Origin of the sequence: Paenibacillus faecis (assembly GCF_008084145.1) — a bacterium.
GTDB classification, from domain to species: Bacteria; Bacillota; Bacilli; order Paenibacillales; family Paenibacillaceae; genus Fontibacillus; species Fontibacillus faecis.
In genome coordinates, this window is record NZ_VSDO01000003.1 from 532,241 (window position 1) to 559,236 (window position 26,996).

Genomic DNA, 26,996 nt, shown 5'->3' on the forward strand with positions numbered 1-26,996 from the left:
ATCCATGATTCAATCGAGGATCCTGAGCGAAGGGATAGTTCTTCAGCGGGGCGCCAAAGTTAACATCTGGGGAAAAATGGACCATCCGCAAACGGTGCCCGGTTCCTGGGCGGAGCTCGGCCACGAATCGATGCGGGGCCGATGGCGTTTATGTCCCGGCGCAGGCGGAGATATCCGCCAGCACCGTTGTAGTGAGGCACGAGGCGATTCCGGTGCCGGTTCATGCCCGGTACGCCTGGTGCAATAATCCGGCGGACGCCAATTTGGTGAACCGGGAAGGGCTCCCGGCCTCCCACTTCACCACGGAGGAATAAGCCAATTCCGACGAAGGCAGAACCACCCGACTTCACAAATAAAGCCGGGGCTCCTCCAATTTCGGGAAGGGGGCTCAAAAGAAAGGCTCCTTTTTCGACGGGCTCGATTCGGGCGGCCCGCAATTCCTTGGCCGTCCGCTGCATTAGCGGCATTTTGGGCCGTTATTCCGGCCCGATTTGCGTTTTAGTGAAAATTAGCGGCTAAAAAAGGCCTTATTTCACTGGTTCGGGTCCAAAAATCAGGTTTCGGCCCACTTCTCCCTAAAATAAGGCCCCAAATGACCGCTATTTCTCACCGAAGGGACGAATTCGACAAAATAGCGCCGTAAAAGGCCCTTATTCACCCGCCCGCTGCTTATTAAAGAGAGGACGGGCACGAGGCCACGAAAGCCGATTGATCCAAATGCAGCCGACAAAAACCACTTCCGAAAGAAGAAGTGGTTTTCCCGGTCCGGCTCATTCATAATTTGGATTCATACGCCGTCCAAATCGACCGTCTTATTCAGCTCCGTCTCGGACTCGGTTCCCGTCAGTTTGGAAAACAGGCGCTTTACCATTTTGATTTTGCTGCCGGTTTCCCAATATTCGGCGGTTTCGGCCCGGATCTTGATCAAAACAAGGTTCGGATCGTCGCTGGTCGTATCCAGCAATTCGCTGTAAGCGGCGTTCCAGAACTCCTTGATCTTCCCTCGATCGTCGACCAATTCGGCCCGTCCCCGGATCGACACGTAAGATTGCCCCACGTAAGCCACATTTACCATGGAATCTTGAAGCAATTCACGATATTTGTTCGTGTCCTTCATGGTCAAAAACCACAGATCCCCGTCAAACTCGACCTCCTGGGTCTTCATCGGGCGGGAGACCAGGCCTTCCTCCGTCCTGGTGGTTAGCATTGCCGTATCGATCCCTTTGATCAGGTCTCTAACCGTTTCAATCGCTTCTTGTTGTGCTGAGGCTGCTTGCGGATTCGACATGTCTTTTCACTCCATCTAATTATTTGGGATGACCGTCTTCTCTGCTTATATTAAACAAAAGTTGGCAATAGTACTCTTCGCCAATTGGGTGAGCCCAACCCGGTAATCGTCGCATTCGTCCACTCGATTCTGGACGCCGAGGCATACAATGACTGTATGTATGTAAGGAGGTCAGCGACATGCCCATTACCGATAAATACATTTTGCAACCCAGCCCCCCGTTCACATTGAATGGCAATGAAGATGAGAGCGTAAACCTGGCGCTTCAGGCCGCTCCCAATGCAACCGTAGGTGTGGTTCAAGGTTCGGTACGACTCGCCAACGGCACTCCCGTCCCCTCGGCTACCGTCCAGTTGTTTACCTCGCAAAGCGTTCCGGTCCAGCATGTGAGCACCAATCCGCAGGGGTTGTTTGTCATTCCGAATGTTCCCGTCGGCGCTTATTTAATTACCGCCGCAGAGACGGGGTTTCTTACGCCTCCGCGGATTCCGCTTAGCGTCACCCAAGGTCAGCCCACCCAGGTCACCATCACGCTGCAGGTTGATCCGGCAGCCACAACCGGAGCCGTGTTTGGTATTGTCAGAAATGCCACGAACAATCAGCCCGTGAATAATGCCGCCATCAACCTGTTCAGGGTCGATGGAGCCACAAATACCCTGATCGGAACGGTCGTTTCCAATTCAACCGGGCAATATTTATTCGCCAACCTGCCAAGCGCCACCTATTTCGTTCAAGCTACCGTCCTGGGATATCTGTCCAATCAGAGTGCCCCGGTTACCATTACAGGCAATCAATTCGCCCCCTTGGACATCAACCTGACCGTCGATCCGAATGCCAACACGGGAACCTTGTCCGGCATCATCACCGATCAAGCGACCGGTTCCCCCGTATCCGGCGCGCTGGTGGCCCTGTACGCGCTGAACGGCGGTGTGGAGACCATTGTCCAAATCACGCAAACGAACGCGGCAGGACTATATCTTTTTGGCGATTTACAGCCAGGGACTTACCGGGTCAAGGCCACGGCTCAGATTGAAGTATGACGAGGAGACATGAAGCGCTCACGGACAGCTCCGTTATTGTGTTAAGGCCCTCGGAGGGTCTTTGGGTTCCCCTCGAACTCCATCGGCGGAAGAAGGGGAACGAAGCCGACGTTCCACATCGAAGCCCCTCCCGATCCGAACCTAAGCGCAGCACTGCCCCCAAACATTTCCGTGCCCTCTGCCGCGCCCCTTTGCAAGTAGGCTTCTGCCTCATCATCAAAAACAAAGGGCGAATTTACAAGCAGCGAATCCGGCTAAGAATCTTCAGCCAAAAAAACTGCCGGAACCTGGTAACTTGGAGCAATACAAGAAGGCTCCGCTCCCTTGGCGGCGATCCTCGGCTTTCTCCTATCGACGCCCTGCTCTCCGTTACCGTAAGCCGGGGAAAGAGGAAGAGCCGGGGGAAGCGTTACTATGTTCGCTTTTAAGGATGTACGCCGAGTTCCCACGGAAATCTGAAAGCCTGCTCCCATTATGGCGGAAGCAGGCTTTCGGTTGTTGCATTATTTCGATTCACCAAGGAAACCCTTCTTGAAAATATCCAGCAGATAATCCAGCGTTATCGGATCGCTGTACGTCGAGGCGTTCATATCGATTTCGATGACTTGCTTGTTTTTCACGGCCGGAATGTTCTTCCACATCTCCGTCTTCATAAACGAATTGTCGTCCGCGGCTCTGCGGCTCAAAACGACAAAATCGCCGGCATATTCCGGAATCACCTCTTGAGACAGCGTGTAGTAGCCGGGCCCCAAGGCATCCTTTTTCACTTTTTCCGGCATGCTCAAGCCCATAGCCTGGTACAAAATTTCGGTCCCGCGCGCCCAATTGTTCCCGAACACATAGAAGTTCTTCGCGTCCGTTTCAAATACCGTCACCGTAACATTTTCCCCATGCTTGGCTTTGATTTCCCGTCCGGCTTCTTCGGCCCGCTTCTTGAAGTCGTCGACCCAGGCCTGCGCTTCCTTCTCCTTGTTCAAGAGCTTCCCGATCTCCACCTGCTGTGCCAAATAGTCCAGCTTGCCCCAAGTATAAGCTACCGTCGGCGCGATCTTCTCCAACTGGTCCAGATTCTTCATATGCGTACCGGTGATGATCAAGTCCGGATTCAGGGCCATGATCTGTTCCAGGTCATCGTCCGACACCACGTCGACCCCCGCCAGTTTCTCCGTAAATAGCGGGTTCTTCATCGTCCATTCATCGACGCCGACCAAGGTTCCCCCAAGCGAAAGAACGTTCGGCGCATTCGTCAACGCCACGATTCGGGTCGGGTTCGCGGGAACTTCCACAGGTCCTTTTTCCGAGGCGTAAGTGACCGTTCCGGTTCCGGACGGCTCCGCCGCCTCAGCCTTTGGCGCCGAAGTGCTTCCGTTCTCCGGGGACGCGCCCTGTCCCGAATTGGCCGAGTTGCCGCCGCAAGCGCTGAGGGCCAGCAGCAGGATGAGTGAGATTAAGGGTAGTAGCTTGTTTTTCATATTCGTCTCCTTCGGTGTCGATTGATTTTCTAATGTCTGTGACCGCCTAAATGATAATGATTATCGATCTCATATGTACCTAATATATTTTCTATGCCGCCTAGTTGTCAATCCTATTTTTTTGGAAATACCCGCCTTACCGCGAAAAAAGCGAAGCCTTGGCATTCGCTAAGGCTTCGCTTCCGTTTCATACTTGCTTATACTCTTGGGAATCCGCTCAAATACTGCTTCGGCACCTGGGTTTCTTTGCCGAGCCGCACCGCCGCTTCCAGTGTCCAATAAGGGTTGCGCAGCATGCCTCTTCCGACAGCCACCAGATCCGCATCGCCTTGGCCAATGACGGCATTGGCCAAGGCTGGCTCATCCAGCCGGCCCACCGCGATCACCGGGATGTCCAGCGTATGCTTGATTTCTCTGGCCAAAGGAACCTGATAGGCCGCGTGGGTCCCCGGTCTGCCCCAAGCCGCAATCGGCCCCTCTCCCCCGGCGCTGATATGGAACATATCAACACCGGCTTCACGATAGACTTTGGAGAACTCAAGGCTTTCTTTAATGCCGTATCCGCCCTCCACATACTCCTGAGCCGAAATCCGCATAATCAGCGGCATGTCCGCAGGCATCTCGCTCTTGGCGGCTTCAATGACCTCGCGGCCGAATCGGGTCAAGTCCTTGCCATATTCATCCGTTCTTTGATTCGTGAGCGGGGAATGAAATTGATGAATCAGGTAACCGTGTGCGCCGTGCAGCTCGATCGTATCGAAGCCAGCCTGAACGGCCCGGCGTACGGCCAGGCGGAATTTTTCCACCATGTCCTTCACTTCTTCGGTAGTCAAGGCTCTTGGCGTCTTGGACTTCTCGTCAAAAGGAATCGCCGAAGGCGCCACAGGAACCTGAGCATCTTCCGCCTTCCGCCCCGCGTGGGCGATTTGAATGCCCACCTTCGCGCCGTGCTGATGGCAAGCTTCCACGATGCGCGCCAAGGCCGGGATCTGATCGTCCGACCACAAACCCAAATCATAGTCGGAAATGCGGCCGTCCGGCTCCACGTCCGTCATCTCAATGATCACTAATCCGGTTCCGCCGACGGCTCTGTTGACATAATGCGTGTAATGCCAGTCGTTCGCGACACCGTCTTTTTTCTCGACGGAATATTGACACATCGGCGGCATGACGACGCGGTTTTTTAACTCCAGGGATTTAAGCTTGTAGGGACTGAACAGATGGTCCATCGTAAGTACCACTCCTTTTTGATCTATATCCAGAATATCCATGAAACGAACGAATGATGCAAATCAATAAATTGCATGCGCATGCATATAAATTACCACGTTGAAAAGTATTCCGTCAAGCTCGCACCTAGGCAAATCCTTCCGCACAGCCCGGAGTTGGCGCTAGTGCCTCATCAGACACCGCAGGAGGAGAAAACGAGAATTCGCTGTTTTAGAGCGGAGTACCCGATAAGATAGCTAGTGCCCCTTCAGACAACCTTGATCTTATTTTGCTCTCGTAAAATAATGGCCTTACGTTTGTTCTTGTTTCGCCAGCGTAAATACGCCTGAATCGCTAATCCGAGATCTTGGTGTTTGGCAAAATCACTTCCTTCGAGGACAAACTTCCGAAGCGGTCCAAAGTGGCACTCGATTCGGTTCAGCCAGGAAGCATAAGTCGGGGTGAACACGAGTTCTACGTTGTTCTCGGAGGCCCACTTTTTCACTTTTTTATGCTGATGCGGGGAAAAGTTATCCAGGATAAGGTAGAGGCGCTCGCTATGGTGAAACCGTCGGCGCAGCACCTGAAAGAAACGAAGAAGGTCCTGGTGCCTCTTCGTCTTGGAGACATGTCCGTAAAGCTTGTCGGTCTTCAGGTCCAACGCGGCCAGCAGATGCTTCACGCCGTGAGGGCGATTATAGGTTGCCCGAAGCCGGGTTGGTCTCCGCTGCGGAAACCAGCCTTTGCCCTTGTAAGGCTGAAGAGACAACGGGCCAAATTCATCCACGCAAATTACACGCCCGTCTTTTGGAGGATTCTTGTAGAGCTCTTCGATTCGTTTTTTTTAGATTCAAATTCCGGATCGTTTGAGGCCTTCCAGGTTTTCGTGTTCTGGTAGGTAATTTTGGCCTCATTTAAGATCACTCGAAGAGTTTCCAATGATATTGAAGAAACGATGTGTCGGTCTTCCACGGCCTGCTTCAGTTTGGACAGAGACCAGTTTGTGAAAGGGTATCCCGCACTTTGGGGAGGGATCTGGGCCAGTTCCGTGATCTTTGCCCGTTGTTCGGCCGTAAACGTCTGTGGACGCCCTCCACAGTACCGCGGCTTTAAAGAGTCCATGCCTTCCACGTTGAAGCGGTGGATGGTATGACGGATATTTTCACCCGAGATATGGTACAGCCGGCTGATTTCCGGCACTTTCATTTTTTGTGCCGAAGCCAGGATAAGCAGGGCACGGCGCACCTGCACCGGATCGGCACCTTTACGGGCAATCCGTACAAGTCGATTCCCTTCTTCTTTCGATAAGTCGCGAACAAATACAGTCATGTCCCTCACCTCAAATCAATGGGTTATATGTTATTACCCATTTTCCCAAGTATGATCTCAGAAGGGGCACTAGTTAAGCACGCAGTCCCACGTCCACAGACATCCAATCGGATTTAGCCCACGGCCACGGCATTCCAGGCGCCTAACGCATTTTCCACCCCTTCCAACTCCAAAAAGATGCAAATCTGCAGGTATTTCAAGCGATTTTTGGGCTAGGAGCCGGTTTCGTTAAAAATTCCTGCAGATTTGCAGGAATCCTATGTTATCAAGATTGCCTTTGAAGGGGGGCTAGTTTTCCGGGAGAAAGCAAAGGATCATCCTTTGAAATTCCTCACCCGCGAAAGCTTCCGCCAGGGCAGCCTTAAAAGTGGGCATGGCCTTCTCCAGCTTCTCGGCGCCGATCGGCGTTAAACAGGTGTACACCGCTCTGCGATCGTCTTCACAGATGTTTCTTCTCAGCGCTCCGCAGCCCTTGGCTTCAAACCGGCTGACCAGCCTGGAGATGGCGCTCTGACTCAAACCAACGAGCTCTTCCAGTTGCTGCAGCTTTAATTTTTGCTCCTTGGCTTCGGACAAGAACATCAGCAAGTAAAATTCCTTAAGGGACAGCTGATGCTTCTCCTGCAAGGCCAACTCCAAGCGGTATGCGATACCCGCCTGCATCTGCGTTAACCTCAGCCAATTATCGATCAAACGATCCCGGTTGACGGGGTCTTTTTCCATAGTGCGTTCACCTGTCTTCATGTTAGCTTTCTTCTCCAAGGTTAGATGTTCTTATTGTATCATCTTTTGCAAGGCGGTGACCAAGACGGATTATTAATTCTTCCCGGTCTAATTCTGCTCGTTCCGGTTGAATTTATGTAATTTCTCCAAGCTGGCCTCATAAAAACAAAAGCCCTCAGAGTTAGAGGACTTTTGGAGAATACCAGCTATTCATTTGAGATTTTACATCCAACAAGACTGATGCCTGAACACTCCCGAATTTTTTAACAACAATGGACTGTGACAAGGTATATATTTTATCCGCACGAATAGCCGAGGTGGCCTTAAGCTCGCCTTCTGCCATTTCGTCATTTGTGATGACTATCTGATATTCACGCTTTGTTACATTAGAAGTAACTGCAGCAACAATGACATCTTGATAGCGCCGATTGTAGTCATCATTGGACAAAACCAAGACAGGTCTTCTTTTGTTTGAGGTCAGATCACTGAAAGGGATTGGAATTAGCACAATATCGCCTTGGCTAAGCATCATTCCATACCTCGTCGTCAATTTTATTATGCCAAAAATCAAGACTGCTTTCAGCAGCTTTACTAAGCTCCTTTAGTATCCCGTTTTCCCGTTTCATCTTCAAGTATCCTATGAAGTCGGCAACTTCCTCTAATTCCTGCTGGGGAATGTCCGCAATTAGTTGATATATCGTTTCTTTCGATACACTCATCCGAGTCTCACTCCCGTCCTCATAAGTTTTAGCCCTATCGAACAGCAGTCTCAGGCTCATTATATCATATACGATAACTGAATCTAAATGGACCCGTCATCCCGGGCACTCTTTGGCATTTAAAAAAGGTTAAAAACCTTCCAAATTGAACGCTCTTGTTTCCGTCCTGCAGTGCGCCGATTCCTCCGCCCACCGGTTGCCCACATCCCACCCGTATCATTTTCAATGCGTAAACCGTCACTTTTATCGCGCCGAGCGTAAAAAGTTATTAGCACAACTGACCACCCTTTGTCCTCGCAAAAAGATACGTTCAGCAGGAAGTCTGCCGGACATAGATAGTCGGAGGCAGCCCCGAGCCCGAGCGCTCTTTCGTTCAAAACAACGTCCCCACTGTCGTTCAGTTTAAGCCGTTCCGTCTAACCCCAACCTCGGACCATCCTCTTTGGATCGAAAAACAAGAAAAGGATCGGCATGATCCGATCCTTCCTTGTTTTCCTTTTGTCCCCGTTTACGTGCCGCAATAGGTCCGATATGGCCTACCGGAAGGGTCCGGCAGGCTGCAGTACTCCTCCTGCTCGGACTCGTAGTCGTAAGGCTTCGCGAGAACAGCCAGAAGCCGCTGCATCACGCTCGTATCTCCGTGTTCCACGGCCGCCTCCAGCGCTTCCTCCACCCGGTGATTGCGGGGAATTACCGCCGGATTGCTGCGGCGCATGAGTTCTTGGGAGGCCTCGATGCTCTCCTCCTGCCGGCCTCGTCTCGCTTGCCAGTCCTCCCGCCAAGCCGCAAATTCATCGGCGTTCTCAAGGTCGGCCTCCACCGGCCGGTCCAGGCTCAGCGCGCGGAAGGTGTTGGTATAATCGGCACGTGCCTTGTACATCAGACTCAGCAGCCGCTTTATTAAAGGCACATCCTCCGGCTTTTCGTTAAACAGCCCCAGCTTGGCTCTCATGCCGCCGACCCAATGGTGATGGAACCGCTCGGCAAACGCACCCAATGCGGTTTCCGCCAGTTTGAGCGCCTGCTCTTCGTCCTCGTGCAGCAGCGGCAACAGGGCCTCGGCAAGCCGCGTTAGGTTCCAGGCACCGATTTCCGGCTGATTCCCGTAGGCGTAGCGGCCGTGCCTATCAATGGAACTGAACACGGTGGCGGGGTCATAAATGTCCATGAACGCGCAGGGCCCGTAGTCGATCGTCTCGCCGCTAAGCGCCATATTGTCCGTGTTCATGACGCCGTGGATAAAGCCGACGAGCTGCCACTTGGCAATGAGAGACGCCTGCCGCTCGATTACCTCCCGGAGCAGGGAGAGATAGCGGTTATCGCCCGGATCCGCTTCCGAAAAATGCCGGTCCCAAGTATAATCGGCCAGCGCCCGAAGCTCTTCCGTCTCGCCCCAGTGGGCCGTGTATTGAAAGGTACCCACCCGAAGATGGCTTGCGGCCACGCGGGTCAAGACCGCCCCGGGCAGTCCGGTTTCGCGGTGCACGGTTTGGCCCGTTGTCACGACCGCCAGGCTGCGGGTCGTCGGGATGCCCAGCGCGTGCATGGCTTCGCTGATGATGTACTCGCGCAGCATCGGTCCGAGCGCCGCCCGCCCGTCTCCTTGCCGGGAATAGGGAGTTCTTCCCGGCCCCTTCAACTGGATATCGAACCGCTTGCCCTGCGGCGTGATCTGTTCGCCCAGCAGAATCGCCCGCCCGTCCCCCAGCTTGGTGAAATACCCGAACTGGTGCCCCGCATAGGCTTGAGCCAGCGGTTCCGAACCCTCGGGCAACCGGTTGCCCGCCATGGCCGCGACCTCCCGCTCGCTTTGCAGAGCTTCGCTGTCCAGGCCCAGGGAGGATGCCAGCGATTCATTCAGAATGACCAGCTTCGGCGAGGGAACCGGCGTGGGGTCCACCTTGGAATAAAAAACCTCGGGCAGCCGAGCGTAACTATTTTCGAAATTCCAACCGGTTTCTTGATTCGATTTATGTTCGTTCATCGTGTCTCCTTTGCGTGGTTATCGCATTACATGACTGCGAAGCGTTTTTACTATTGTTCGCTTGTGACCGTTATTTATCCGATGCCGGGCATCGGGTTCTTATGGTCTTATACCCTTTGACGAATCACGATGAACCGTTCTGATCATCTCTAAAAGCTTCGATCAATCTTTTGTTATTCTCGTCGATCCGAAGCGGAATCCCTTGGCAGTTAATCACAATGCCGCTCATGGTTTCCGACAGCGCCAGCAGATCCTCATAGCCCGCGACATTGCTGCTCCAAACCTCTTTATCGTACACTTTTTCGAACTCGGCCCAATCCGTAAAGGCCGGCAGCCAGGTCGTATCGCCTTCGCCCCCAAGTACCCCAAACTGAAGGGTCGCGCCGGCGCCAATTGTCTTTTGGCCGTATTCATCCAGCGGTGACGGGTTTGGCTCGATCAACTGCATGGGCAGTAAATACCTGGCTTGAATCAGCTGCTCCAGCATTTCGGCCTCCAGGGCCTGAAGGTGCGATCTTTTTCTATCGTGGTCAGGGTCCGGGGTGGACATCGCTTGAAAAAATCGGATCATCGCCCGCTGCAGCCCGGGATTACTCACGGGGATATTGATCTCCGGCACCCCGCTCCAATCCGGCGGCGGCAGCAAAGCGTCGCGTTCCAACTCGACATGGTACTGTCCGTTGTCCATTAGAATTTTGGGAAGACCGAGCGTGTGCAATTCCGCTAACTTGGGCAAAATATCCCCATGGTTCAGTTTCCGCATATCCAGCATCAGCAGTTGCTGCATAAAATAATCCTGCGCATTCGCCGCATACGCTTCCTGGGAGAACATCCAAACCCGGTCATCGGCGTCGAGATAGGGGGTGTTGGTGTTTTTTTCGTAAGCTATGTATAACGTTTCGGCTCCCTTGATCTTCTTCAGCAGCGCGTTGTGAAACTCCTTAATCCGCTCATCCAGATAAACGTTGGGAAAAACCTCCTCCACCTTAAAATACTTGGCGGAATGAATCAAAAAAATCAGCTCCTGAATCTCCAGGGCTTCATATTCCTCCTCGGCTACCTGCGGACTGAAAATAAATTTGCGGCCGATTTCGTCTTTGCGCTGCTCGTTCAAACTACCCCGCTCCTCTCGTAGGCTTTGCCTTACTATAGCGATGCCTGAAAATTGACCACCATTCAAAAAATGGATATTATTGAAATATTAGAGATTCCGAGAAGGTTGGTGGTTATTTTGACTCCTACAACCACGATTCCTACAATATTGAATGAGTATATGAACCGGGAAGGACTAAACTTAAGTCAATTTGCGAAACAAACCGGTGTTAACGTCGGATCCCTTAGTTACATTTTAAACGGAAACCGAACCTTGAGTATAGAGCAGCTAGACCTTATTACGGAAGCTATGGGGTTAGCCAAAGGGTATTTTTATGACCAGTATTTTAAAGAAGTCTTGGTAGAGTCCGTTCCAAACTGGCGTAAAATCAAACCCTTTCTCTACGGGTGCGCGGAGCCATCCGGTTCGAATTATTATTTGTAGATCAGTTCGATGATTATGATCGGTCGGATTCGCTAAATGAGCTGGTCAATATCTATCGTTCGTTGCATCGATGGGATAGGTGAGGGAGAAAAGCCGGGAAGCTGAGGGAAAGTGTACTTTCAGGCTACATAGCCCTTTGAAAAAAATTGTGTGGAGGGGGCTGCCAACTCCCTCCTGCTTTATTAAGGATCTCTATCAAGCGCTACAAACGGCAAAATGGGGATATTATGCTTGCCTCATTATTTTTACCTATTAATGCTTAGAAGCGTTACTGAACGGTTTGTCTGCATCTAGTGCCGTATATTCATCTCCTGTGATCCTCTTATACTCTTCTGGCGTGATCTCCCCAAATGGATTTAGTTCAGTCTTAACCGCACCTTTTAGCGCCTCTGTCGTAATCCAATTATTTTCAAAAGCGAGTGTCCAAAATTTCAAGCTTGTTCAACTCCCCTCAATTTAATAACGTCGAGTTTCACCGCAGCCAATTCCGCGCCCAAAGCGCTGATTGTTTGTTGCTGCTGGATATTTTGCAGCTTCATTGACGTTAACTCTGCCCCCAGCAAATCAATCGAGCTCGGGTTCTGTGGATTTGATCTGGTCAACTCCTCGATCTTCTCCGGCGTCAATCCTTCGCCCCATAACTGCGGCTGTTCTGGCGCCACATATACCGGAGGCTCTCCGCGTTCGTCCTCCGGCTGCGCGGACCATTCGTTATAGGCTACCTTATATGCTTCCTCCGCTGCGGACAATTCGTCCTGGTACGCCTCCCACGCTTCCAAGTTGAAACGGGGATTGTACAGGCCCGGAGTTACCGGGATCCCAACCGTGTATCCGGCGAGGATAGGTTCCGGCGCTTCCTCCGTTTCTTCCGCGTCAGGATCCACTACCGACGTGATATAAAAAGGGACAACGCCCGAAAAGGCATCGTCCGCGATTAGGTCCTCGATAAAGAGGCCATCAGTGTTTACTTTGGGTACGGCTTTCAAATTGATCACTCCTTTTCTACTTCGCTAGAAACGAAACTCCGTCGAAAGACACGGCGGACAATCCTCCAGAAAGGATTGTAACTTCCCCAGTTTCCGTAACTATAATTTCCCCAGGCACTACTTGGGTACTGAACGAATATCCTATAAAACGTGGCCTTCGATCCGGTCGGTACCCTTCCGGCAATCTAAATACGGGAACACCTAAAGCTGTGAGGACAGCTTCACCCCGTAGATACACCCTACCGTCTTTTTTCATATATTGTGGGGTGTACGGCCCATAAGGGGTCGCGCCATTAAGCAGCGTCGGCGTAATCCATGCTGACGATGGTGTGTCCTCGTCCGCCTTCTTCTGCTCGACCACGCTGACTCGATGTAACGCTTCGGCCACGCCTGCGGTCAGGTCGCTGATCTGCGCTTTTTCATTCGCGCCCAGCGTGCCGGTAATCGGCTGGATCGGCGATTTGTCGAGTTTGATGTATGTGACGGAGTAGGCTGCGGTTGGGTCAAAATTAGCCGCTGATGTGTACAACCCTTCCAACCCATAAGGGGCGTCCCATGTAAATACGCTCCATCGATCATCCATTAGGTTATTTTTATAAAGGGATAGAATTTTCCCTGTTTTATGTTTCAATATGGAGGAGGGTAGTTCCGTATTATTAACGTTATAGTCGGGGCCATTCGACACAGGATTCGCCCGCTCTCGCAGCACAATCCCCGTACCGACTTCGACCTTGTTTTCGCCTTCGGTCAGTGTTAGGGACCCTTCGGAAACGACAGACTCGACGGTATCCTTTACGAGACGGTAAAGGAGTTGGTAAGGAACATAGTTAACGTCACTTACCTGTGTGGGTAATGTCGTTGTAGCTCCAAGCATAAAAAACTTGGTTCCATCCCAAGAGAGAATGTTGACCCATACCTTATTTCCTGAATTGTTATAAGGTTCAATTCCTGTACTACTTCCCTGTATAGTCATCTTCCATCCCATAAAATACGCCTTAATCTCGTCCGCTGTAGGCGTGTAGCTCGATCCCCAGCCGCTGTCCGTATTGGCGATGCACAATGTTGCCCCAGATGAAGAAACAGCGAATGAGTCCGGGTTGCCGTAAGTCTCTACGTTAGTAACAAGCCGCTTTCCGTCATACTTAGTTAAAAATCCGTAGTTCATTGCCGCTATGTCTAGGGCGTTCACGAAACTAACTCGTTTGGAAAGACCATCTACGGCACCGTCCAGAAACGCCCAATTCAACGACCCGTCAAGGTTCATTTTCTTCCACTTCGCCAGCTTGAAATATTGCCCGTCTCGTTCGAATAGCACATCCGGGTCGCTGCCGTCCGTTGGGTTCGCGTGTAACTCCGTTTGGAACGCGAGCATGGACTTGCGTTGCGGCAGGAATGGTTTAGGCACGGTGCCGAGGGTCAGCATCGGATTTTTGAAGGTGTACGTACCCACACTCAGAGAGCCGTTGCTCAGCAATACGTTAATAAATTTATCGTTGGTCGTTGTAGTGATACTAAGCTGTTGCACCTGCTGGTAGCTACCGTTTAAATTTAAAGGATTGCCGTCGGCGTCTGAGGTTTGAAGCGCCATAACACCGTTATGAGCAGCCGATATAGTATAAGTCCTATTAGGCAGGCAAGGAAGCCTATAACCAAAAGCAAAATTCTCTGAAGATGCCGCGATCATTCCTTGGTACGGGCTAATTACCTTATTACCTGTACCGTAATCGGTCCACTCATAAAACGGCGGCAGCAGATTATCCGACGTACCGATCACATATGGATTCTCTACACCGACGATTCCGGACGGAACGAACGGATATTTTGCCGCGACCTGCTCAGCTGTCATTTTGTTTAAACTGTCATACTCACTCGCCGAAATTTCGTATATTCTTAGCGCATCGACGTTCCCTGTCGAACCCTGTGATCCTACAAAAACAGCCCCAAAATACACGGTTCCAGACTCGGAAAAGGCGTTTTGTGGAACCTTGAAGAACAGGGTTTTAAACTTGTCTCCTGTCGAGGATAAAATCACTTCTGATGCCCGCTCAGTCTCAGGCCTCTCCGACTCGACCATACGGAGTCTGGCTTGTACTCCGCTAGGTACTTTCACCTCACCGACAGCAACATAAAATTTACTAGGTTGATAACGAATTATTTGATTGAGATCTACGTAAGGGTCCCCCGTCAGCAAAGTCCCTTTAATACTCGCGGATCCCTCGACCTTATTTGTTGTGTCTATTGTAAACCGCCCAGTGTCGGACCATCCTTGAAGCGAGTCGCAACTCCCGGAGTCTCCCAATACATTAATCAACGTCCGCCCCTTCATCTCCCCCAGCCGGAACCGCGCGTCCTTGGCCGCGTGGACCATCTGAACGCCCGGCTGGAGCGTAACCGGATCGGTATCGGCGGTGTCCAGGCGATCCTTCCATTCGGTGTGCAGTAGATTGATTTCCCGCCCGATCTGGTTCATATCCTCGGCTTTGACTACATCACTATTCTTCCAATCCATTTTAGCCATCGTCTAGTTCCCCTCCTTTACCTCAATGGTTTGGAGCATCAAATGGTCGGCCGCAATCGGTATGTTGACGGCATTGCTGCTCAAAACGGTATCGGCTGCGTCCTTGAGTTCAATCAAAGTGACCAGGGGGATTTCGGCAACCGGAATAATGTAATTCAATACCAGTACTTTATCCGTCACCGATTTAACCTCAAAGTCCGTAATCGTGTAGGTCCCGTTGAGGACCACTTTGGCCACTCGGCCATTGACATACTCGGCAACGTCATGCAGGATGCCTTCGGCTATCATTTTACTGGCACCTCCGTCCCATAATGGAGAAACGGCTTTTCTCCCAGCTTCCAGGAGCCGTCCAATGTATAATTCCATTTCATTTCTCGCGTACTGATGTGCTCTTCGAGTTCGATTGCACCCGTTAGGGCTGTGTTTTGCTGGTACACCAGGTTAGCGGGCTTGACCGTTTCGATCGTCCGGTGTACCTCTTTAAAGACATTGGCATTGTCGATGCCGGCCGTCACAGTCAGCACGCGGTCGGCATAATTTACCGACACGATCGTCATCCCCTGACCAACCAGCATGTCGAGCTGCCGCTGCAAATACCTGATCGTAAATGGAGGCTTGGTCTGGTAACGGTTCAGCAGGCGGCGGCGCCTGAATTCCATCGTCTCCGCCGCCGGGTCCGCCTGGATCCCGAGCATCTGCTCCCGTCGTTTGACGGCCTGCAGGCCGGACGTCTCAATAAATTGGTCATCGAAGAGCTGATCGATGGCCCCTTGCATCAGGTGGAGCTCAACGGTCTCGGTGTCGGCCAACTCGGTAAAATCCTCGATCCCCAAGTAAAAAGCCGGCAGATGGATCAAAATCCGATCCTCAGGCATGGATCTTCACCGTCCCCGGCAGCGGCACTTCGTCGGAACCCAACGAAAGGTTGGTCGGGAATCCGTCAATCGTCGTTCCTGTAACATCCTCGATCCCCGACACAGTCAAGATGCGGGCATCGATCTGCGCCGTCCGAATGATTAATTGGTTCTGACCGGCCCAGTCCTTTCGGAGTTCCAAAAGATAGGTTGCCACCACAGACTCCACATCGGCCTGCACCTGCCCAGGCGTCACCCCGGGGGCAAGCGTCAACGTCGTCTCGATGTTAACCGTATGGCCACTCACACCTGTAATGGTGACTTTATGGTCGATCGGCGCCTGACCATACCCTTGGCCGGTGTTGCCCGCCGGATCTATGATCGTTTGTACCTCACCGACCAGGGTTGGCGAGGGCGGCGTCCAGTCCGCGGCGATGATCGTACACTTGACCGTTCCCCCTCCCTGCCACACCGGATACACCTTGGTGGCACCCACGCCGGGGATGGCATTGATCCGCTGCTTGTAGTCGGCGACGTTACCGCCAAAAGCGGGCTCGTTGACGGCAACGTAAAAACGCCGCCGCAGCTCTTCGTCCGGTTCTTCATCCTCGCCCGGAACAAGCACCTCGCTCAGCTCGGCACGGGAAAGATTCGCCACGTAATCGATCGGCAGCAGTGCGCCAAACTGTCCGTTGCCGACGGTCCCCGGCGTTTCGCAAACCATTTTATACACACCGGTGCCGATTCTTTCCTTAACGACAAAGGTTAACTCTCCGATCGCATACCGACCGCCCAGCGGCACATCCACCGGCGCGTTGCTCTCGCCGTAGAACAACCCCTTGCGTTCGGCCGGCGTCGCCCCCGCCCGATTGACGCCGAATTCGGCGGTCCTCCGGGTCAAATACTCGCCGGAGGCGGTGTCCACGAAGGACAGATTATAGTTAACGTCCAGCTCAATATACATTTGCGCCAGCTCGGCCGCCGCCGGTGCGCAGGCGTCATAAATGATGCTGCCCTCCCTTTTGTCGATCGTATCCGGCACCCGGGAGAGCATTCGCTGTAATATGAAATCAAATGTCATATGCTCATACATTTCGGTTCACCTCCTGCTCAAAACTCCCGTAAACCGTCACCACCGTAAACCGGATGGTAATTTGGTCTTCTTTCATTTCGGCCCGCACATTCTCAACCGAGTCAATCCGGTCATCCGTTAAAAGCGTCTCCGTAATCATTCGGGTCGCTTCGGATTGAACAAATTCCGGACTGCTGCCGAGCAGCAGCGTGAGCTCGTGGCCGTAGTCGGAAGAGTAAATGTCATACGCAAACCGGTCTGTCTGAAAAACCTTATAAATCGCCTGTTTGATGGCATCCAGGCCGTCCGTTTTACCAACGACGCGTCCTTTAGCCAGGTCAAATTTCCAGGTCAGGGAGGGCAGCGGCCCCTCGTCCAGCCTTTCGTCCAACAGACTCTGGTCCGTTTCCGGAATCACGACGCGCTCACCACCCTATCCAAAATCACATACTGCTGTCCGCCCTGCACCCGAAGCAGGAGCAGCTTGTCCCCCGCCTCAAGACCCCGGCGGATAACGATCGGCTTTGCCGGCAGCGCCGGCTTGGTCTGTTTCGCAGCGCTGCCCGAGCCGCTGTCGTCGGTATACTCGTGGCTGTGGTTCAAATGGATTTCAAAATGAACCAGCGACTCCGGGAGAAGCAAAAAATCCGCCGGAAGCGTGAATCGTTGATCCACGAGCACTTCCAGCGGATTTGTTTTGGTAACTTCCCCGAACATCACCGCGGCGGGATTGCCGGCATTTACGGCGTCCGTCGCGGCTTTTTTCAATGTTCCCAGTAAATTCGCCATTCACACCACCCTCAAATCCAGTGTCATTGTGTGCGCCGCGCCGTCAAAATCGTGTGTACACTCGTCCACTATCAGAGCCTGATCGACCCCGTATTCGGAGATGACGATCCGGACGCGAATGCCGGCCCGGACCCGGATATCCCCCAAGGCGCTTACCTTAAGCGACTTGGTCTCACGGTTCTTCATCAGGGACAAGTTGTTTAGAAGCTCCTGGATTTGCGCCGCGTTCTTTTTTTCATCCACCGACTGGTAAAGCTGCAGTAGCCCCCACCGCTTGATATTGACGCTGTCCTTGGCCAGGTATATCTCGCGTTTGCCGGTCTCTTTATTATCCTTGTACAGCTTAATCTGGTTGTACGTGTCGCTGTCGATGGAGCGCTTGACCTCATAGTCATACATCAGTTGGCCGTCACCGACAGTCAGATCCAGACCGGTATCGGTCACCTCACGCAAACACAACGCACCGAAATCGTCGTACAGGCAGTAATCGCGGCCGGTGTTTTCGTAAGTGAGCGTAATCGCCTTGCAGATGATATCCAGCAGCTTTTGTCCGTCTTCGCTCAACTGAATCTTATGTCGGGTATCGGCTACATCGCCAAGCTTGAGGTTAAAATCTTTCGCAATCCGCCGGAGCACCTCGGTAGCGGTTACCCCCGTAAACACGTAGGTGTCGGTATTCATCAGATACCGGATCTGGTCATACGCCGTAATCTGAACGGCTTCATCCCGGCCCTCGTCAATGCTGAAAATGTATCCATGAAATACATTCGTGTCATCGACCCGGACCCGCACGATATCCCCGTTATTGTACGTAAAATGGGACGCTTGAAAAGGAGAGCCCTTGATCAAGTTAAACGAGACACTGCCCGCCTTGCCGATCCGGGATGTCTTCCAGGACAGCCCCTCCACGATTTCACTAATGTCCCATTCGGCGTCCGCACCGCCCCCCTGGCGATTGATGATTTTCACAGCCAAGCTCATGGCAGCTTCAACACCTTTCCGACCGGCAGCCGCTTGAGGTCCGCATCCTTGATGCCGTTAAGCTTCTGGATCTCTTTCCACCGCGCTCCGTTCCCCAGCTTCATTTGCGCCACCTTCCAAAGGCTGTCGCCCGGAGCCATCTTATAGGTTTTCGGCTGCTGCTTCTCGTTTGGCCGGGCCGCGGTTGTCTTTTTCTGGACTTTAGCGCCGCCGTTTTTGGTCTCGCGCTCGATTTTCCGTGCGGCATAAAACACATATTTTTTTAGCTTGATGTCGTATTCAATGTCGCCAGCGCTGCCCGCCACCTCTTTCCAAGTGAAGGACTCGATGCTGGCGGCGGTATTAATGTCATAAGTGTCACTGGTGAAAATAAACCGGATCGGCAGCTTGGTGACCATCCACTTTTCGATCATCTTAATATACTCAACCGGGTGCAATAGTTTCTCCGTCTTCACAAACCGGTACCGTCGGGCCGGAAATAAGCCGCTGAAGCTGTATTCCGTCAACTCCCGGTCCTTGATCACATTGATCTGGCCCAGCCCTACCACATCAAACGTTTTGCCTTGACCCGACTCACTGACGTTGATTTCGGAAGGGTTGACGGGCAGCATTAGTACCTCTGCCCTGTTGTTGAAACTTAACTCAACGCCATATACTGGCACCATTCATCCCTCCTATCAACCATACACAGCGTCCACCGACGAGGCGATATCCCGCTCCAGCTTTTCGGAGATATGCGCGATGATCGTATTGATATCACTTTGCTGGCGAACATGGGTATCGCCGAAACTGATCGACGGCTGCAGGGTAACGAAATTTTGGATATTCTTCATTTCCGCGAGCTCCCGCATCATCTTTAAATCCTCCGAGGAAATATCCACGGTTTCATTAATGCGGTCCACACTGCCGACGTTTCCGACATTGCCGATATTGGCGGCGCTCCCGCCTCCTAGTCCAGAACCAGGAACCATCCCGCCGGTGCCCAGGGGGTTCTTGTCCTTGGACGGATCTTTGCCGAAACCGGGTTTGCCGAAGTTGTTCAGTTTATTGGCGAACTTATCATAAGACTCCGCCCCCAGCTTACGGCCTTCAGCAACAGCCCCGGAGGTGTCCTTAAGCTGCATACGGTCGAAGCTGACGACATTATCCGGCATTTCCGGAGCTTTATAACTGTCCAATGCGGTTTTTAGTCCGTCGCTAAGGATATGAAGGTTAAGGTCATCTTCAGTAATGAGTTCTTTCCTCTTGAAATCAGTCCCGAACAAGTTATTAATGCCGTCGATCAGCCAATTGATATGTTCTAATGCGCCATTGACCACTTTAAGAATCATGCCTGCAAAACCGCTGGCAAAGTCCTCCGCGGACCGAAGCATATCGTACATATACCCGCCGAACGTCATCACCAGGTCATAAAACAGCTTTTTGATCGCATACACCGGATTGATGAACAAGTTGATCATAAACTCCGCAAAACTGATGAACAAATTGTAAGCCGTGGCGACCAAGTTATACAAAGTCGTGAACAACCCGTAAAGCAGCCCGACGACAAACCCCACGATCTCTTGGCCGGAAACGCCAAAGCTCATCAGTAAACCGATGAGCAGCCCGATCCCCGCGGCAATAAGCAGCAGCGGCCAGTAAACCCCGATCCAGGCTATGGCCTGGGCCACAACAGGAGCGATCATGCCCCAGAGCAGCGCGGTCGCTAGCACCAGGGCCGCTCCGATGCCGAACAGCATCGAGCTTGCTTGGCCCCCTCCGGAATTCAGCAGATCAAGGAAAGACCAAACCGCCCCGACAACTCCGCTTAAAAAGGTTCCAACCATATTCAAACCGGATCCAAAGCCGCTGATAAAATTCTTGAACGCCTCGCTGTTTAAAGCTTCAAGGAGTGTGTCAAACAGCGGACCGAGCGCGTTGATTCCCTCCCTGCCCAACGATCCGAGCTGGAAGTTAAAGGTGTCCACCACCCGCTTCCACTTCACGGCCGGCGTATCCATCATCGTTTCAAAAGCCGACTTCGTCATGTTCTGCTTATTCAGCAATTGGTCCATGCTGGCGATGATTGTGTTGAAGTCGCCCTGCTTGGCCGCCGATTTAATGGCGTCTTGATTCACCGCGGTTTCGGGAATCTTGTAATCCGAGCTCAGGGCTTTTGTGTCGCCGGACATCATTTGAGAAATCGCGCCTGCCGCCCCTTCGAGCCCCTTTCCTGGATTGAGCTGTGAGAGACGCATGGCCAGCATATTCAGCTTCTCCAGTTGCGCCGGATCGGTCGTTTTGGCCATAAACTGCTGCGTGCCCGCCAAGGCGGCGTTGACATCCTGCCCATAATTCAACGCTTGCGCGGCCGTCTGATCGAAAATTTGCTTCCCCGCCGCCGAGCCCCCCGCACGAGTCGAAATTTGGTCCAGGGCAGTTTGCTGCTGTGCGCCGATATTTAAGAAACGCGCCAGATGCGGCTTGCCGGCATCCGCGATTTGTTTTACGTCAATCTTCTTGAGGGCCGTGACAAAGGTACTCGCCTTCTTGGCCGATTTGTCAGTCGATTGGTTGAGCTTATCCTGGGCTTTCGTCAACTCCCCGACTTCTTTCCGGACCTGGGTTACGACAGTCATCGTTCTTTGGACGGTCTCAGTATAGAACAGCATGGCCATTGCATTGTTTTGTGCTGCTCTTTCCGAGGCATTCAGAACGGTCACCGACTGGTCAAGCGGCTGTATGACCTGAGGAAGCATCCGGCCCGCGTTATCATAAGCTTTCAGCATTAAGGTCGCATCTGCCAAGTCTTCACCTTCTTTCCGGACAGGAGGTTCATTTCTTCTTCACCGCTTTCTTCTCCGACTTGATGATCTCCTGAATCATCGCGATGAGCGCGGCTTTTTGTCTGACGTTCAGCGCGGCGAATTCCCAAGGCATCAAGTGGAACCGGTTTAGAGCGAAGAGGGCGCAGACCGATTCGCCGTCGCCCTCATCGATTAGTTTTTTACCTCATCCGCCAATTCGTTGATACTTTTATCAAAGCCGTTGATCTCCTGCACCTTTTGCACGAGCGTGGCGTATTCGCCCGGGAGCAGCATCTTCCGCAGGCATTGATCCGCACCCATCACTTGATAGGACTGCTGGAGCTCGGCGTTTTTCAAATCCGGGAACACGACGCTGGCGACCGCCAGCTTGGCCAAATACTCGTCGGTATTGGTCTCGAAGCTGACCATCCCCTTGTCTTTCACCTTGCGCTGGCAGGATTTGCGAATCGCCTCGTTCTCATCCTCGGTCATGCTGCGCAACTGCCACGGCACCGGCTTCCCGTGCTCGTCCTTAAACCGGTCGGATACGACGACTTCTTCCACCAGTCCGGCGGCGGCATTTTGGGCAAAAAAAGCAGATAAAGAGCTCATTCGTGAATTCCTCCTGAATCGTTTTTATTTTTTCGTTGAAAAGATCGTTAGTTGGTCGGTTGAATCGCGTTAAAGGACTCCGTCACATCGTAATCCTCGAAGGTAAACGGAATTTCTTCCTCGAGCATATCCTCGCTGGACGCGTCGAATTTGGCGGCGATGATGCTGTCGAGGTTGCAGCCCCGCAGGAATACGGTCTGTTTGCCCGCACCGCTCCCCGGCTGCTCGTTCGTAATCATCAGGTCAAACCAGAAGTCGGTCCCGTTCTTCACGTAATCCTCCATCAGCTTGCGGAATAAAGAGGAGACATAATAAATCGTCAGCGTGCCCGTGCCTTTCCAGCCCGCCGAGCGCTGAGGCGTCCCCGTTCTGCCCAGGGTGGGAACATCCACTTTTGTTTTTTCAATCGTCGATTCCAACGTTTTGGCGTAGAACAGTTCCTCCGTCCGATCGCCGATTTTAACGAACGCCTTGGCCTGCTTACCGCTAACCGCATCTCTCACATTAAAAAAAGAACCTGCCATCGTTTCGTCCTCCTTAGTTGACCGTGACGGTCATGTAGATTTTTTCGATACTGTCCACCGGCTGTACGCTCAGATTGACGATAACGGCGTCCCCGTCGATGCCCGGCAGCACTTCCAGATCGGTCTCCGCGTTGAAATTCTGAATCGCTCCAATCCCCTGCAGGCTTCCCAGATAGCTGAGCACCTCGCCCTTCAGCAGGTTGCGGCCGTCCGCGTTGTTGCCGATTTTTCCGATATAGCTTGCGGTGAACGTCCGCTGGATGTCCCGGGCGATCGTGTCCAGCACGCGCACCACGCGGTTTTTGCTAAAATGCTTGGCCTTGTCGGCCGTAAACGTCGTCAGCGTATTGATGTCCTGCTGGATTTGCACTTTCCCGTTCGACGCCGACAAGACCAGCTCGCCGTTTTGCAGCGCCTGGATCATCTCGCTGTACGTGTACTTCGGCGTTACGTCGACCGCATTCGGAATTTCCGTATAGGTGAGCGATTCATTGACCCCTGCCGCCGCTTCCATCGCGGTGATTTCCCACAGCAGGTAGATCGGCTCCACGGTTAAACCGTCCGCGGTCACGACGCTGTTCTTCAAGCTGATAACCCCTTCGTAGTCCGCTTGCGGGTAGTTGTAGAGGACGGTGACGATTTTTTTGCCCTCCTGCTCCCGCAGACGCTTCGTATAGGCCACGGCGAGCTGCTTCAACGCCGAATCGTCGGTCGGCAGGCCGAGCACGTCAAACTCCTCAGCTTCCAGGGCCGCCAGCGCGTCGGTCCAGTCCCCGTTGCCTCCGGTGCCTGCTTTGCCGCCGGTCAGCGGCGTCCCTGCCGTTTCGGTCAACTCGCCGCTGCCCGCAAACGTAACGAAATCGTTGTCCTTAAGCGCCTCCGCCGTCGCGACGATTTGCGCTTCCACTTCTTCGCCCTCCACCAGCGTGCGTACCTCGTAGACATCCGGCTGATCCACGCTGGCTTGAACGACGATTTGCAGATCGTTGCCGCGGGTGCCGCCGTATTTGGCCGTGGCCTTCAAATTCCCGATCACGGCGGCCGCCTGAACCGCGTTCTTCGCGCCGAGCCGGTAGATCAGCACTTTGCTGGCATGCGTCATCGCCGACGCAATATGGCGGATTCTCGCATCAGCCGCATGGAAGCCCAGCAGCTTCAAGGCGTTCTGCAGAAAAGACTCCGCCTCCAGCTTGATCACGCCGCTTGGTCCCCAAGGCAGCGGTGCCGGAAATGCCGCCACCCCGCGCTCGCCTACCGTTCCGACCGGCCGCGCCGCCGATTTGAAATTGATGTACGTCCCCGGAGAAACTTTGTTTTGCGTTGTCCATGTGCCATTAGCCATGTTCCTTCACTCCTCTTTGGATAAATGATTGTACCGCCTGTCGGGCCACGGCTTCCGTATAGGCAGCCCCGTCCGCCAGCACCACTTGCAGAATGTCCTTTTCCACGCCGCTAAAGCGTTTGGATGCCAAAAACTGCGCTTTGGAAAAGGTGCGCTCCGCAGGCGTTTCCTGATGGTCCGCTTTCTTTTTAATCCCCATGTTTGACCTTCCCCTCCTGCCGGAGTGTTCTCATCTTCACCGCTTCGCCGGCCGGCGCCCAAACGAAGTGCGTGAACGTCAGGTACAGATGCAGCGTCCCGTCGTCCTTCCACTCGGTGCGCATTTCCGCGCCCGGCGACGGTCCGTCGTCCGTCGAAGCGGCCGCAAACAGCTCGTAGAGCTGCTCCGCCACCTCATTAGCGGATTGCCGGCCGCGTTCCGCGGGAGGGTAGAACTGAACGTCGAGCGAATACGTTCGCTTGAACCGGCGGTTCAACTCCCGGGCCTGTTCCGACTTCAGCAGCTGCACAAAAAAGCACGGCGCCGGTAAACCTTCCGGCCCGCGCTCCGTATGAACGGTCAGCTCAGGGAACCTCGCCGTGAGCCTATCGGCCACGCTTTGCACCACTTCATTTAAAGTAGACTGCGACAACTCCTCACCTGCCTTCGTGTAACGCTTGATTTTTCCCGTCATGGTCCTGGGCGACTCGCGCCTTGCCCTCATCTTGACCCCTCAACCCGCACCATCGTTCGAACGCCCTTCCTCTTATAGCGCCTACCCGGTCTCATCACCCGCCGCAATGAGGCTCGTCCCAAATGAGGGCCCGCCCACACCCTAACACGGCCAGACGGGAAAAAACAGGGCCGTGAAAGTCTCATTCACGGCCCCGCGTTTTAGGATGGAATATGCAATTTCTATTTCTTCGACAATATCATTTTATCCCGGATTTACGGTCATCATTGGCCCTAAAAAGGACAAGGAGAGGACAGGAAGCGGAAGGAATTTTCTTATTGACGGATTCTGGGATTGATGCTAATATCATTTCAAAGTTAAAACCTTTAAACTTTTTTAAGCTCTATTTTCTTGCCTTCTCGCAAAAGGACTTATACATGACCATTCATACCGAGGAAGGATGGCCGTATCCGTTATAGGAGCTCTTTTATTTACCTCAAAAGTTAAAACCTTTAAACTTTTATTGCAATGGAGGCAATCCCTAGATGAACATCCATGATGTAGCCAAGAAATCAGGGCTCTCCGTAGTGACGGTTTCCAGAGTCCTGAACAATTCGCCGTCGGTCCGGGAAGTAAATAGACAGAAAGTTCTCAAAGCCATCGAGGAGTTGAATTATCAGCCCAATTCGGCGGCACGCAGTCTGGTGCGCGGTAAAACGGGAGTCATCGGGATGTCGATTACGAACTTCAACGACTCTTTCTATGATCGCGTGATTCGGGTGGTGAATCGCAAGCTGGCGGAGCAAGGATACTTTCTGGCCTTATCCATCGCTGAAAACGAGGTGGAGGATAACTTTTTGTTTCAGAGGGACCGGGTAGACGGCATTATTTTGTTGTCCCCACTTCGAGAAAACGAATACGTGGTTGAACTGAAGCGAAAAAACATTCCGTTCGTTCTGCTCGACAATCAATTCCAGCATGAGGATGTCCCCAGTGTGGTTGTCGATAACTATCAAGGCGGGTATGAGGCTACGCGGCATCTGATCGATCTGGGACACACCCAAATCGCGCATATCGGCGGCCCCTCGGTGTTCCTGAGCGTAGAGGAGCGCAAGAGAGGATATGTTCAAGCGCTGAATGAAGCCGGTTTAACGCCGTTCGGTATGGAATTTTGCGGTTTTACGGTAAGCAGCGGATATGAAGTGGCCAAAAGATGGATTCGAGAAGATAAGCTGCCGACCGCGATTTTTTCCGGAGACGACTTTATCGCCCTGGGGGTTGTTCAGGCCCTCCGCGAAGAAGGGATTCTGGTACCGCACGACATCTCGGTTGTCGGCTTTGACGATCAGCAGTTTGTAGGTGAATTCTTCCCCCGGTTGACCACCGTCCGACAACCGGAGGCGCAAATGGGAAGCATCGGCGTCGATTTGCTGCTCCAGCTGATCAATGGGGAGGTGATGCCGGCTGCTGTAACGAAGCTCGCCCCTCAGTTTCTTGTACGCGAGTCCACGGCACCTGTAAGGCAAACCTAAATATATAGGAGTGAAACGAGTTGTGAGGTACTTTTTGGGCGTTGATGCAGGCGGAAGTAAAACCTACGCGGTTATTGCGGATGAACAAGGCGGCGTCATCGGTGTAGGTCAAGGGGGAAACGGAAATCATCAAAAAAATCGGGAGCAGGCGGAGGCCAATCTTCATCGGGCCGTCACGGAAGCACTCAAAGCTTCGGGACTTACGCAGGAACAGATTGAGTTCGCCTGGTTCGGCCTTGCGGGAGCGGACAGGGAGTCCGACTTCCGGATTTTGCGGCCGATGATCCGGCGGCTCGGGCTGCCGCGAACCGATATTTCCTGCGATACGTGGATCGCACTGCGGGCAGGCACGGAAAAGAGCTATGGCGTGGTCCTGATTTGCGGATCGGGCGTAAACTGTGCCGGTAAAAATCCGCAAGGAGAGACTTACCAATGCGGCGGGTTTGGCTACCGGTTTGGCGACTTCGGCGGAGGGTACGATTTGAGCGCCGAGGTGTTCCGCAGTGTGATGCGAGCGGATGATGGAAGAGAGAAGCCCACGGTTTTATCGGAACGCTTAACGAGTTTGCTGGGCTATTCCCATGTTTCCGAGCTTAGGGAGGATTACTTGGACGATTTCAGAGACTTGCCTCCCCATATTGCGGAACTGCTGTTTCAAGCCGCGGAGGAAGGCGATGAGGTGGCTGCCGGTCTGTTGATCAAGCAGGGAGACGAACTTGGCCTTGCCGCCTCGGCGACGATCCGTCAACTGGGCATGGAAACCGGTACGTTTGACATCGTTCTTGCCGGCAGCCTGCTGACAAAAGGGGATCGCTCCGGAATCATCCGGGAAGCCATTGAACGAATCGTGAAACGGATGGCTCCAAATTGCACTTTACGGGTTTTAACCCGGGAGCCGGTCATCGGTTCGGTCGTTCTGGCCATGGAAAACAGCGGGATGCAAGTAAACCGCGAGATGCTTGATCGCCTATCGCTGGCGGCAATGCCGCAAACCATAAAATGCTAGTCTTCATGAACCACAAATCGAATGAGTGAAGGAAGGGGCT

31 protein-coding genes are annotated in these 26,996 nt (G+C 53.0%); 5 read left to right on the forward strand and 26 right to left on the reverse strand.

From position 1 onward, the window contains the following. Window positions 1-4 precede the first annotated feature (4 nt). The gene (locus FRY98_RS28450; RefSeq protein WP_170287104.1) at window positions 5-247 is read left to right on the forward strand and encodes a hypothetical protein; all 243 of its coding nucleotides are present in this window, start codon (window positions 5-7) and stop codon (window positions 245-247) included. 540 nt (window positions 248-787) lie between these two features. Here the strand turns inward: FRY98_RS28450 and FRY98_RS15825 are convergent. Next, entirely contained in the window at window positions 788-1,288 is a 501-nt protein-coding gene (locus tag FRY98_RS15825; protein WP_148453648.1) for a pyridoxamine 5'-phosphate oxidase family protein, read from the reverse strand. Between the two features lie 179 nt (window positions 1,289-1,467). Here FRY98_RS15825 and FRY98_RS15830 point away from each other — a divergent pair, with 179 nt between their 5' ends. Continuing rightward, window positions 1,468-2,328: an MSCRAMM family protein gene (locus FRY98_RS15830; protein ID WP_148453650.1), complete on the forward strand. Its 861-nt coding sequence runs from the start codon at window positions 1,468-1,470 to the stop codon at window positions 2,326-2,328. 503 nt (window positions 2,329-2,831) lie between these two features. Here the strand turns inward: FRY98_RS15830 and FRY98_RS15835 are convergent. From FRY98_RS15835 to FRY98_RS15875, 9 genes are all read right to left on the reverse strand, one after another. Further along, entirely contained in the window at window positions 2,832-3,800 is a 969-nt protein-coding gene (locus tag FRY98_RS15835; protein ID WP_148453653.1) for an iron-hydroxamate ABC transporter substrate-binding protein, read from the reverse strand. 197 nt (window positions 3,801-3,997) lie between these two features. Further along, a complete protein-coding gene (locus FRY98_RS15840; RefSeq protein ID WP_148453655.1) occupies window positions 3,998-5,029 on the reverse strand; it encodes an NADH:flavin oxidoreductase/NADH oxidase in 1,032 nt (343 codons plus the stop codon). A gap of 248 nt (window positions 5,030-5,277) precedes the next feature. Next, complete coding sequence (locus tag FRY98_RS15845) at window positions 5,278-5,796, reverse strand: transposase (RefSeq protein ID WP_249043429.1); 519 nt, start codon at window positions 5,794-5,796, stop codon at window positions 5,278-5,280. A gap of 5 nt (window positions 5,797-5,801) precedes the next feature. Then, the gene (locus tag FRY98_RS15850; RefSeq protein ID WP_148453659.1) at window positions 5,802-6,338 is read right to left on the reverse strand and encodes a helix-turn-helix domain-containing protein; all 537 of its coding nucleotides are present in this window, start codon (window positions 6,336-6,338) and stop codon (window positions 5,802-5,804) included. A gap of 288 nt (window positions 6,339-6,626) precedes the next feature. After that, on the reverse strand, window positions 6,627-7,082 hold the full coding sequence (locus FRY98_RS15855; RefSeq protein WP_249043430.1) for a MarR family winged helix-turn-helix transcriptional regulator: 456 nt from the start codon (window positions 7,080-7,082) through the stop codon (window positions 6,627-6,629). A gap of 160 nt (window positions 7,083-7,242) precedes the next feature. Beyond that, window positions 7,243-7,593, reverse strand: a complete 351-nt coding sequence (locus FRY98_RS15860) for a type II toxin-antitoxin system PemK/MazF family toxin (RefSeq protein WP_249043431.1) — start codon at window positions 7,591-7,593, stop codon at window positions 7,243-7,245. Beyond that, complete coding sequence (locus FRY98_RS15865; protein ID WP_148453661.1) at window positions 7,583-7,780, reverse strand: DUF2281 domain-containing protein; 198 nt, start codon at window positions 7,778-7,780, stop codon at window positions 7,583-7,585. Before FRY98_RS15865 ends, FRY98_RS15860 begins: the two co-directional genes overlap by 11 nt. Window positions 7,781-8,288: 508 nt before the next feature. After that, a complete protein-coding gene (locus FRY98_RS15870; RefSeq protein ID WP_148453663.1) occupies window positions 8,289-9,764 on the reverse strand; it encodes a protein adenylyltransferase SelO in 1,476 nt (491 codons plus the stop codon). Between the two features lie 124 nt (window positions 9,765-9,888). Next, entirely contained in the window at window positions 9,889-10,878 is a 990-nt protein-coding gene (locus FRY98_RS15875) for an SseB family protein (protein ID WP_148453665.1), read from the reverse strand. A gap of 159 nt (window positions 10,879-11,037) precedes the next feature. Between FRY98_RS15875 and FRY98_RS29445 the strand changes: the two genes are divergently transcribed. Continuing rightward, on the forward strand, window positions 11,038-11,301 hold the full coding sequence (locus FRY98_RS29445; protein ID WP_420819706.1) for a helix-turn-helix domain-containing protein: 264 nt from the start codon (window positions 11,038-11,040) through the stop codon (window positions 11,299-11,301). A gap of 252 nt (window positions 11,302-11,553) precedes the next feature. Here FRY98_RS29445 and FRY98_RS15885 read toward each other — a convergent pair whose 3' ends face one another. From FRY98_RS15885 to FRY98_RS15960, 16 genes are all read right to left on the reverse strand, one after another. Then, on the reverse strand, window positions 11,554-11,736 hold the full coding sequence (locus FRY98_RS15885; RefSeq protein WP_148453669.1) for an XkdX family protein: 183 nt from the start codon (window positions 11,734-11,736) through the stop codon (window positions 11,554-11,556). After that, window positions 11,733-12,287, reverse strand: a complete 555-nt coding sequence (locus FRY98_RS15890; protein WP_148453671.1) for a hypothetical protein — start codon at window positions 12,285-12,287, stop codon at window positions 11,733-11,735. Before FRY98_RS15890 ends, FRY98_RS15885 begins: the two co-directional genes overlap by 4 nt. Before the next feature lie 16 nt (window positions 12,288-12,303). Continuing rightward, window positions 12,304-14,805, reverse strand: coding sequence for a hypothetical protein (locus tag FRY98_RS15895; RefSeq protein ID WP_148453673.1), 2,502 nt, complete (start codon window positions 14,803-14,805; stop codon window positions 12,304-12,306). A gap of 3 nt (window positions 14,806-14,808) precedes the next feature. After that, window positions 14,809-15,093, reverse strand: a complete 285-nt coding sequence (locus FRY98_RS15900; protein WP_148453675.1) for a ketopantoate hydroxymethyltransferase — start codon at window positions 15,091-15,093, stop codon at window positions 14,809-14,811. Beyond that, window positions 15,090-15,680, reverse strand: a complete 591-nt coding sequence (locus FRY98_RS15905; protein WP_148453677.1) for a putative phage tail protein — start codon at window positions 15,678-15,680, stop codon at window positions 15,090-15,092. The genes FRY98_RS15900 and FRY98_RS15905 overlap by 4 nt, the downstream gene beginning before the upstream one ends. Then, entirely contained in the window at window positions 15,673-16,752 is a 1,080-nt protein-coding gene (locus tag FRY98_RS15910; RefSeq protein ID WP_148453679.1) for a baseplate J/gp47 family protein, read from the reverse strand. The genes FRY98_RS15905 and FRY98_RS15910 overlap by 8 nt, the downstream gene beginning before the upstream one ends. Then, the gene (locus tag FRY98_RS15915; RefSeq protein WP_148453681.1) at window positions 16,745-17,149 is read right to left on the reverse strand and encodes a DUF2634 domain-containing protein; all 405 of its coding nucleotides are present in this window, start codon (window positions 17,147-17,149) and stop codon (window positions 16,745-16,747) included. Before FRY98_RS15915 ends, FRY98_RS15910 begins: the two co-directional genes overlap by 8 nt. Next, window positions 17,146-17,520 (reverse strand): DUF2577 domain-containing protein, encoded by a 375-nt coding sequence (locus FRY98_RS15920; protein ID WP_148453683.1) that lies wholly within the window; start codon window positions 17,518-17,520, stop codon window positions 17,146-17,148. The genes FRY98_RS15915 and FRY98_RS15920 overlap by 4 nt, the downstream gene beginning before the upstream one ends. Then, complete coding sequence (locus tag FRY98_RS15925) at window positions 17,521-18,501, reverse strand: XkdQ/YqbQ family protein (protein WP_148453685.1); 981 nt, start codon at window positions 18,499-18,501, stop codon at window positions 17,521-17,523. Further along, the gene (locus FRY98_RS15930; protein ID WP_148453687.1) at window positions 18,498-19,166 is read right to left on the reverse strand and encodes a LysM peptidoglycan-binding domain-containing protein; all 669 of its coding nucleotides are present in this window, start codon (window positions 19,164-19,166) and stop codon (window positions 18,498-18,500) included. Before FRY98_RS15930 ends, FRY98_RS15925 begins: the two co-directional genes overlap by 4 nt. Before the next feature lie 12 nt (window positions 19,167-19,178). Beyond that, entirely contained in the window at window positions 19,179-21,287 is a 2,109-nt protein-coding gene (locus tag FRY98_RS15935) for a phage tail family protein (RefSeq protein ID WP_148453689.1), read from the reverse strand. 192 nt (window positions 21,288-21,479) lie between these two features. Beyond that, on the reverse strand, window positions 21,480-21,899 hold the full coding sequence (locus tag FRY98_RS15940; RefSeq protein WP_148453691.1) for a phage tail assembly chaperone: 420 nt from the start codon (window positions 21,897-21,899) through the stop codon (window positions 21,480-21,482). A 47-nt stretch (window positions 21,900-21,946) separates the two neighbouring features. After that, window positions 21,947-22,423: a phage tail tube protein gene (locus FRY98_RS15945; RefSeq protein ID WP_148453693.1), complete on the reverse strand. Its 477-nt coding sequence runs from the start codon at window positions 22,421-22,423 to the stop codon at window positions 21,947-21,949. A gap of 13 nt (window positions 22,424-22,436) precedes the next feature. Further along, window positions 22,437-23,765 (reverse strand): phage tail sheath family protein, encoded by a 1,329-nt coding sequence (locus FRY98_RS15950; protein WP_148453695.1) that lies wholly within the window; start codon window positions 23,763-23,765, stop codon window positions 22,437-22,439. Next, the gene (locus FRY98_RS15955; protein ID WP_148453697.1) at window positions 23,758-23,964 is read right to left on the reverse strand and encodes a hypothetical protein; all 207 of its coding nucleotides are present in this window, start codon (window positions 23,962-23,964) and stop codon (window positions 23,758-23,760) included. The genes FRY98_RS15950 and FRY98_RS15955 overlap by 8 nt, the downstream gene beginning before the upstream one ends. Next, window positions 23,954-24,469: a phage tail terminator family protein gene (locus tag FRY98_RS15960; RefSeq protein ID WP_170287105.1), complete on the reverse strand. Its 516-nt coding sequence runs from the start codon at window positions 24,467-24,469 to the stop codon at window positions 23,954-23,956. Before FRY98_RS15960 ends, FRY98_RS15955 begins: the two co-directional genes overlap by 11 nt. 494 nt (window positions 24,470-24,963) lie before the next feature. Between FRY98_RS15960 and FRY98_RS15965 the strand changes: the two genes are divergently transcribed. Both FRY98_RS15965 and FRY98_RS15970 read left to right on the forward strand, forming a co-directional pair. Next, the gene (locus FRY98_RS15965; protein ID WP_148453701.1) at window positions 24,964-25,950 is read left to right on the forward strand and encodes a LacI family DNA-binding transcriptional regulator; all 987 of its coding nucleotides are present in this window, start codon (window positions 24,964-24,966) and stop codon (window positions 25,948-25,950) included. A 22-nt stretch (window positions 25,951-25,972) separates the two neighbouring features. Beyond that, window positions 25,973-26,956: an N-acetylglucosamine kinase gene (locus FRY98_RS15970; RefSeq protein ID WP_148453704.1), complete on the forward strand. Its 984-nt coding sequence runs from the start codon at window positions 25,973-25,975 to the stop codon at window positions 26,954-26,956. The last annotated feature ends 40 nt before the right edge of the window (window positions 26,957-26,996 follow it).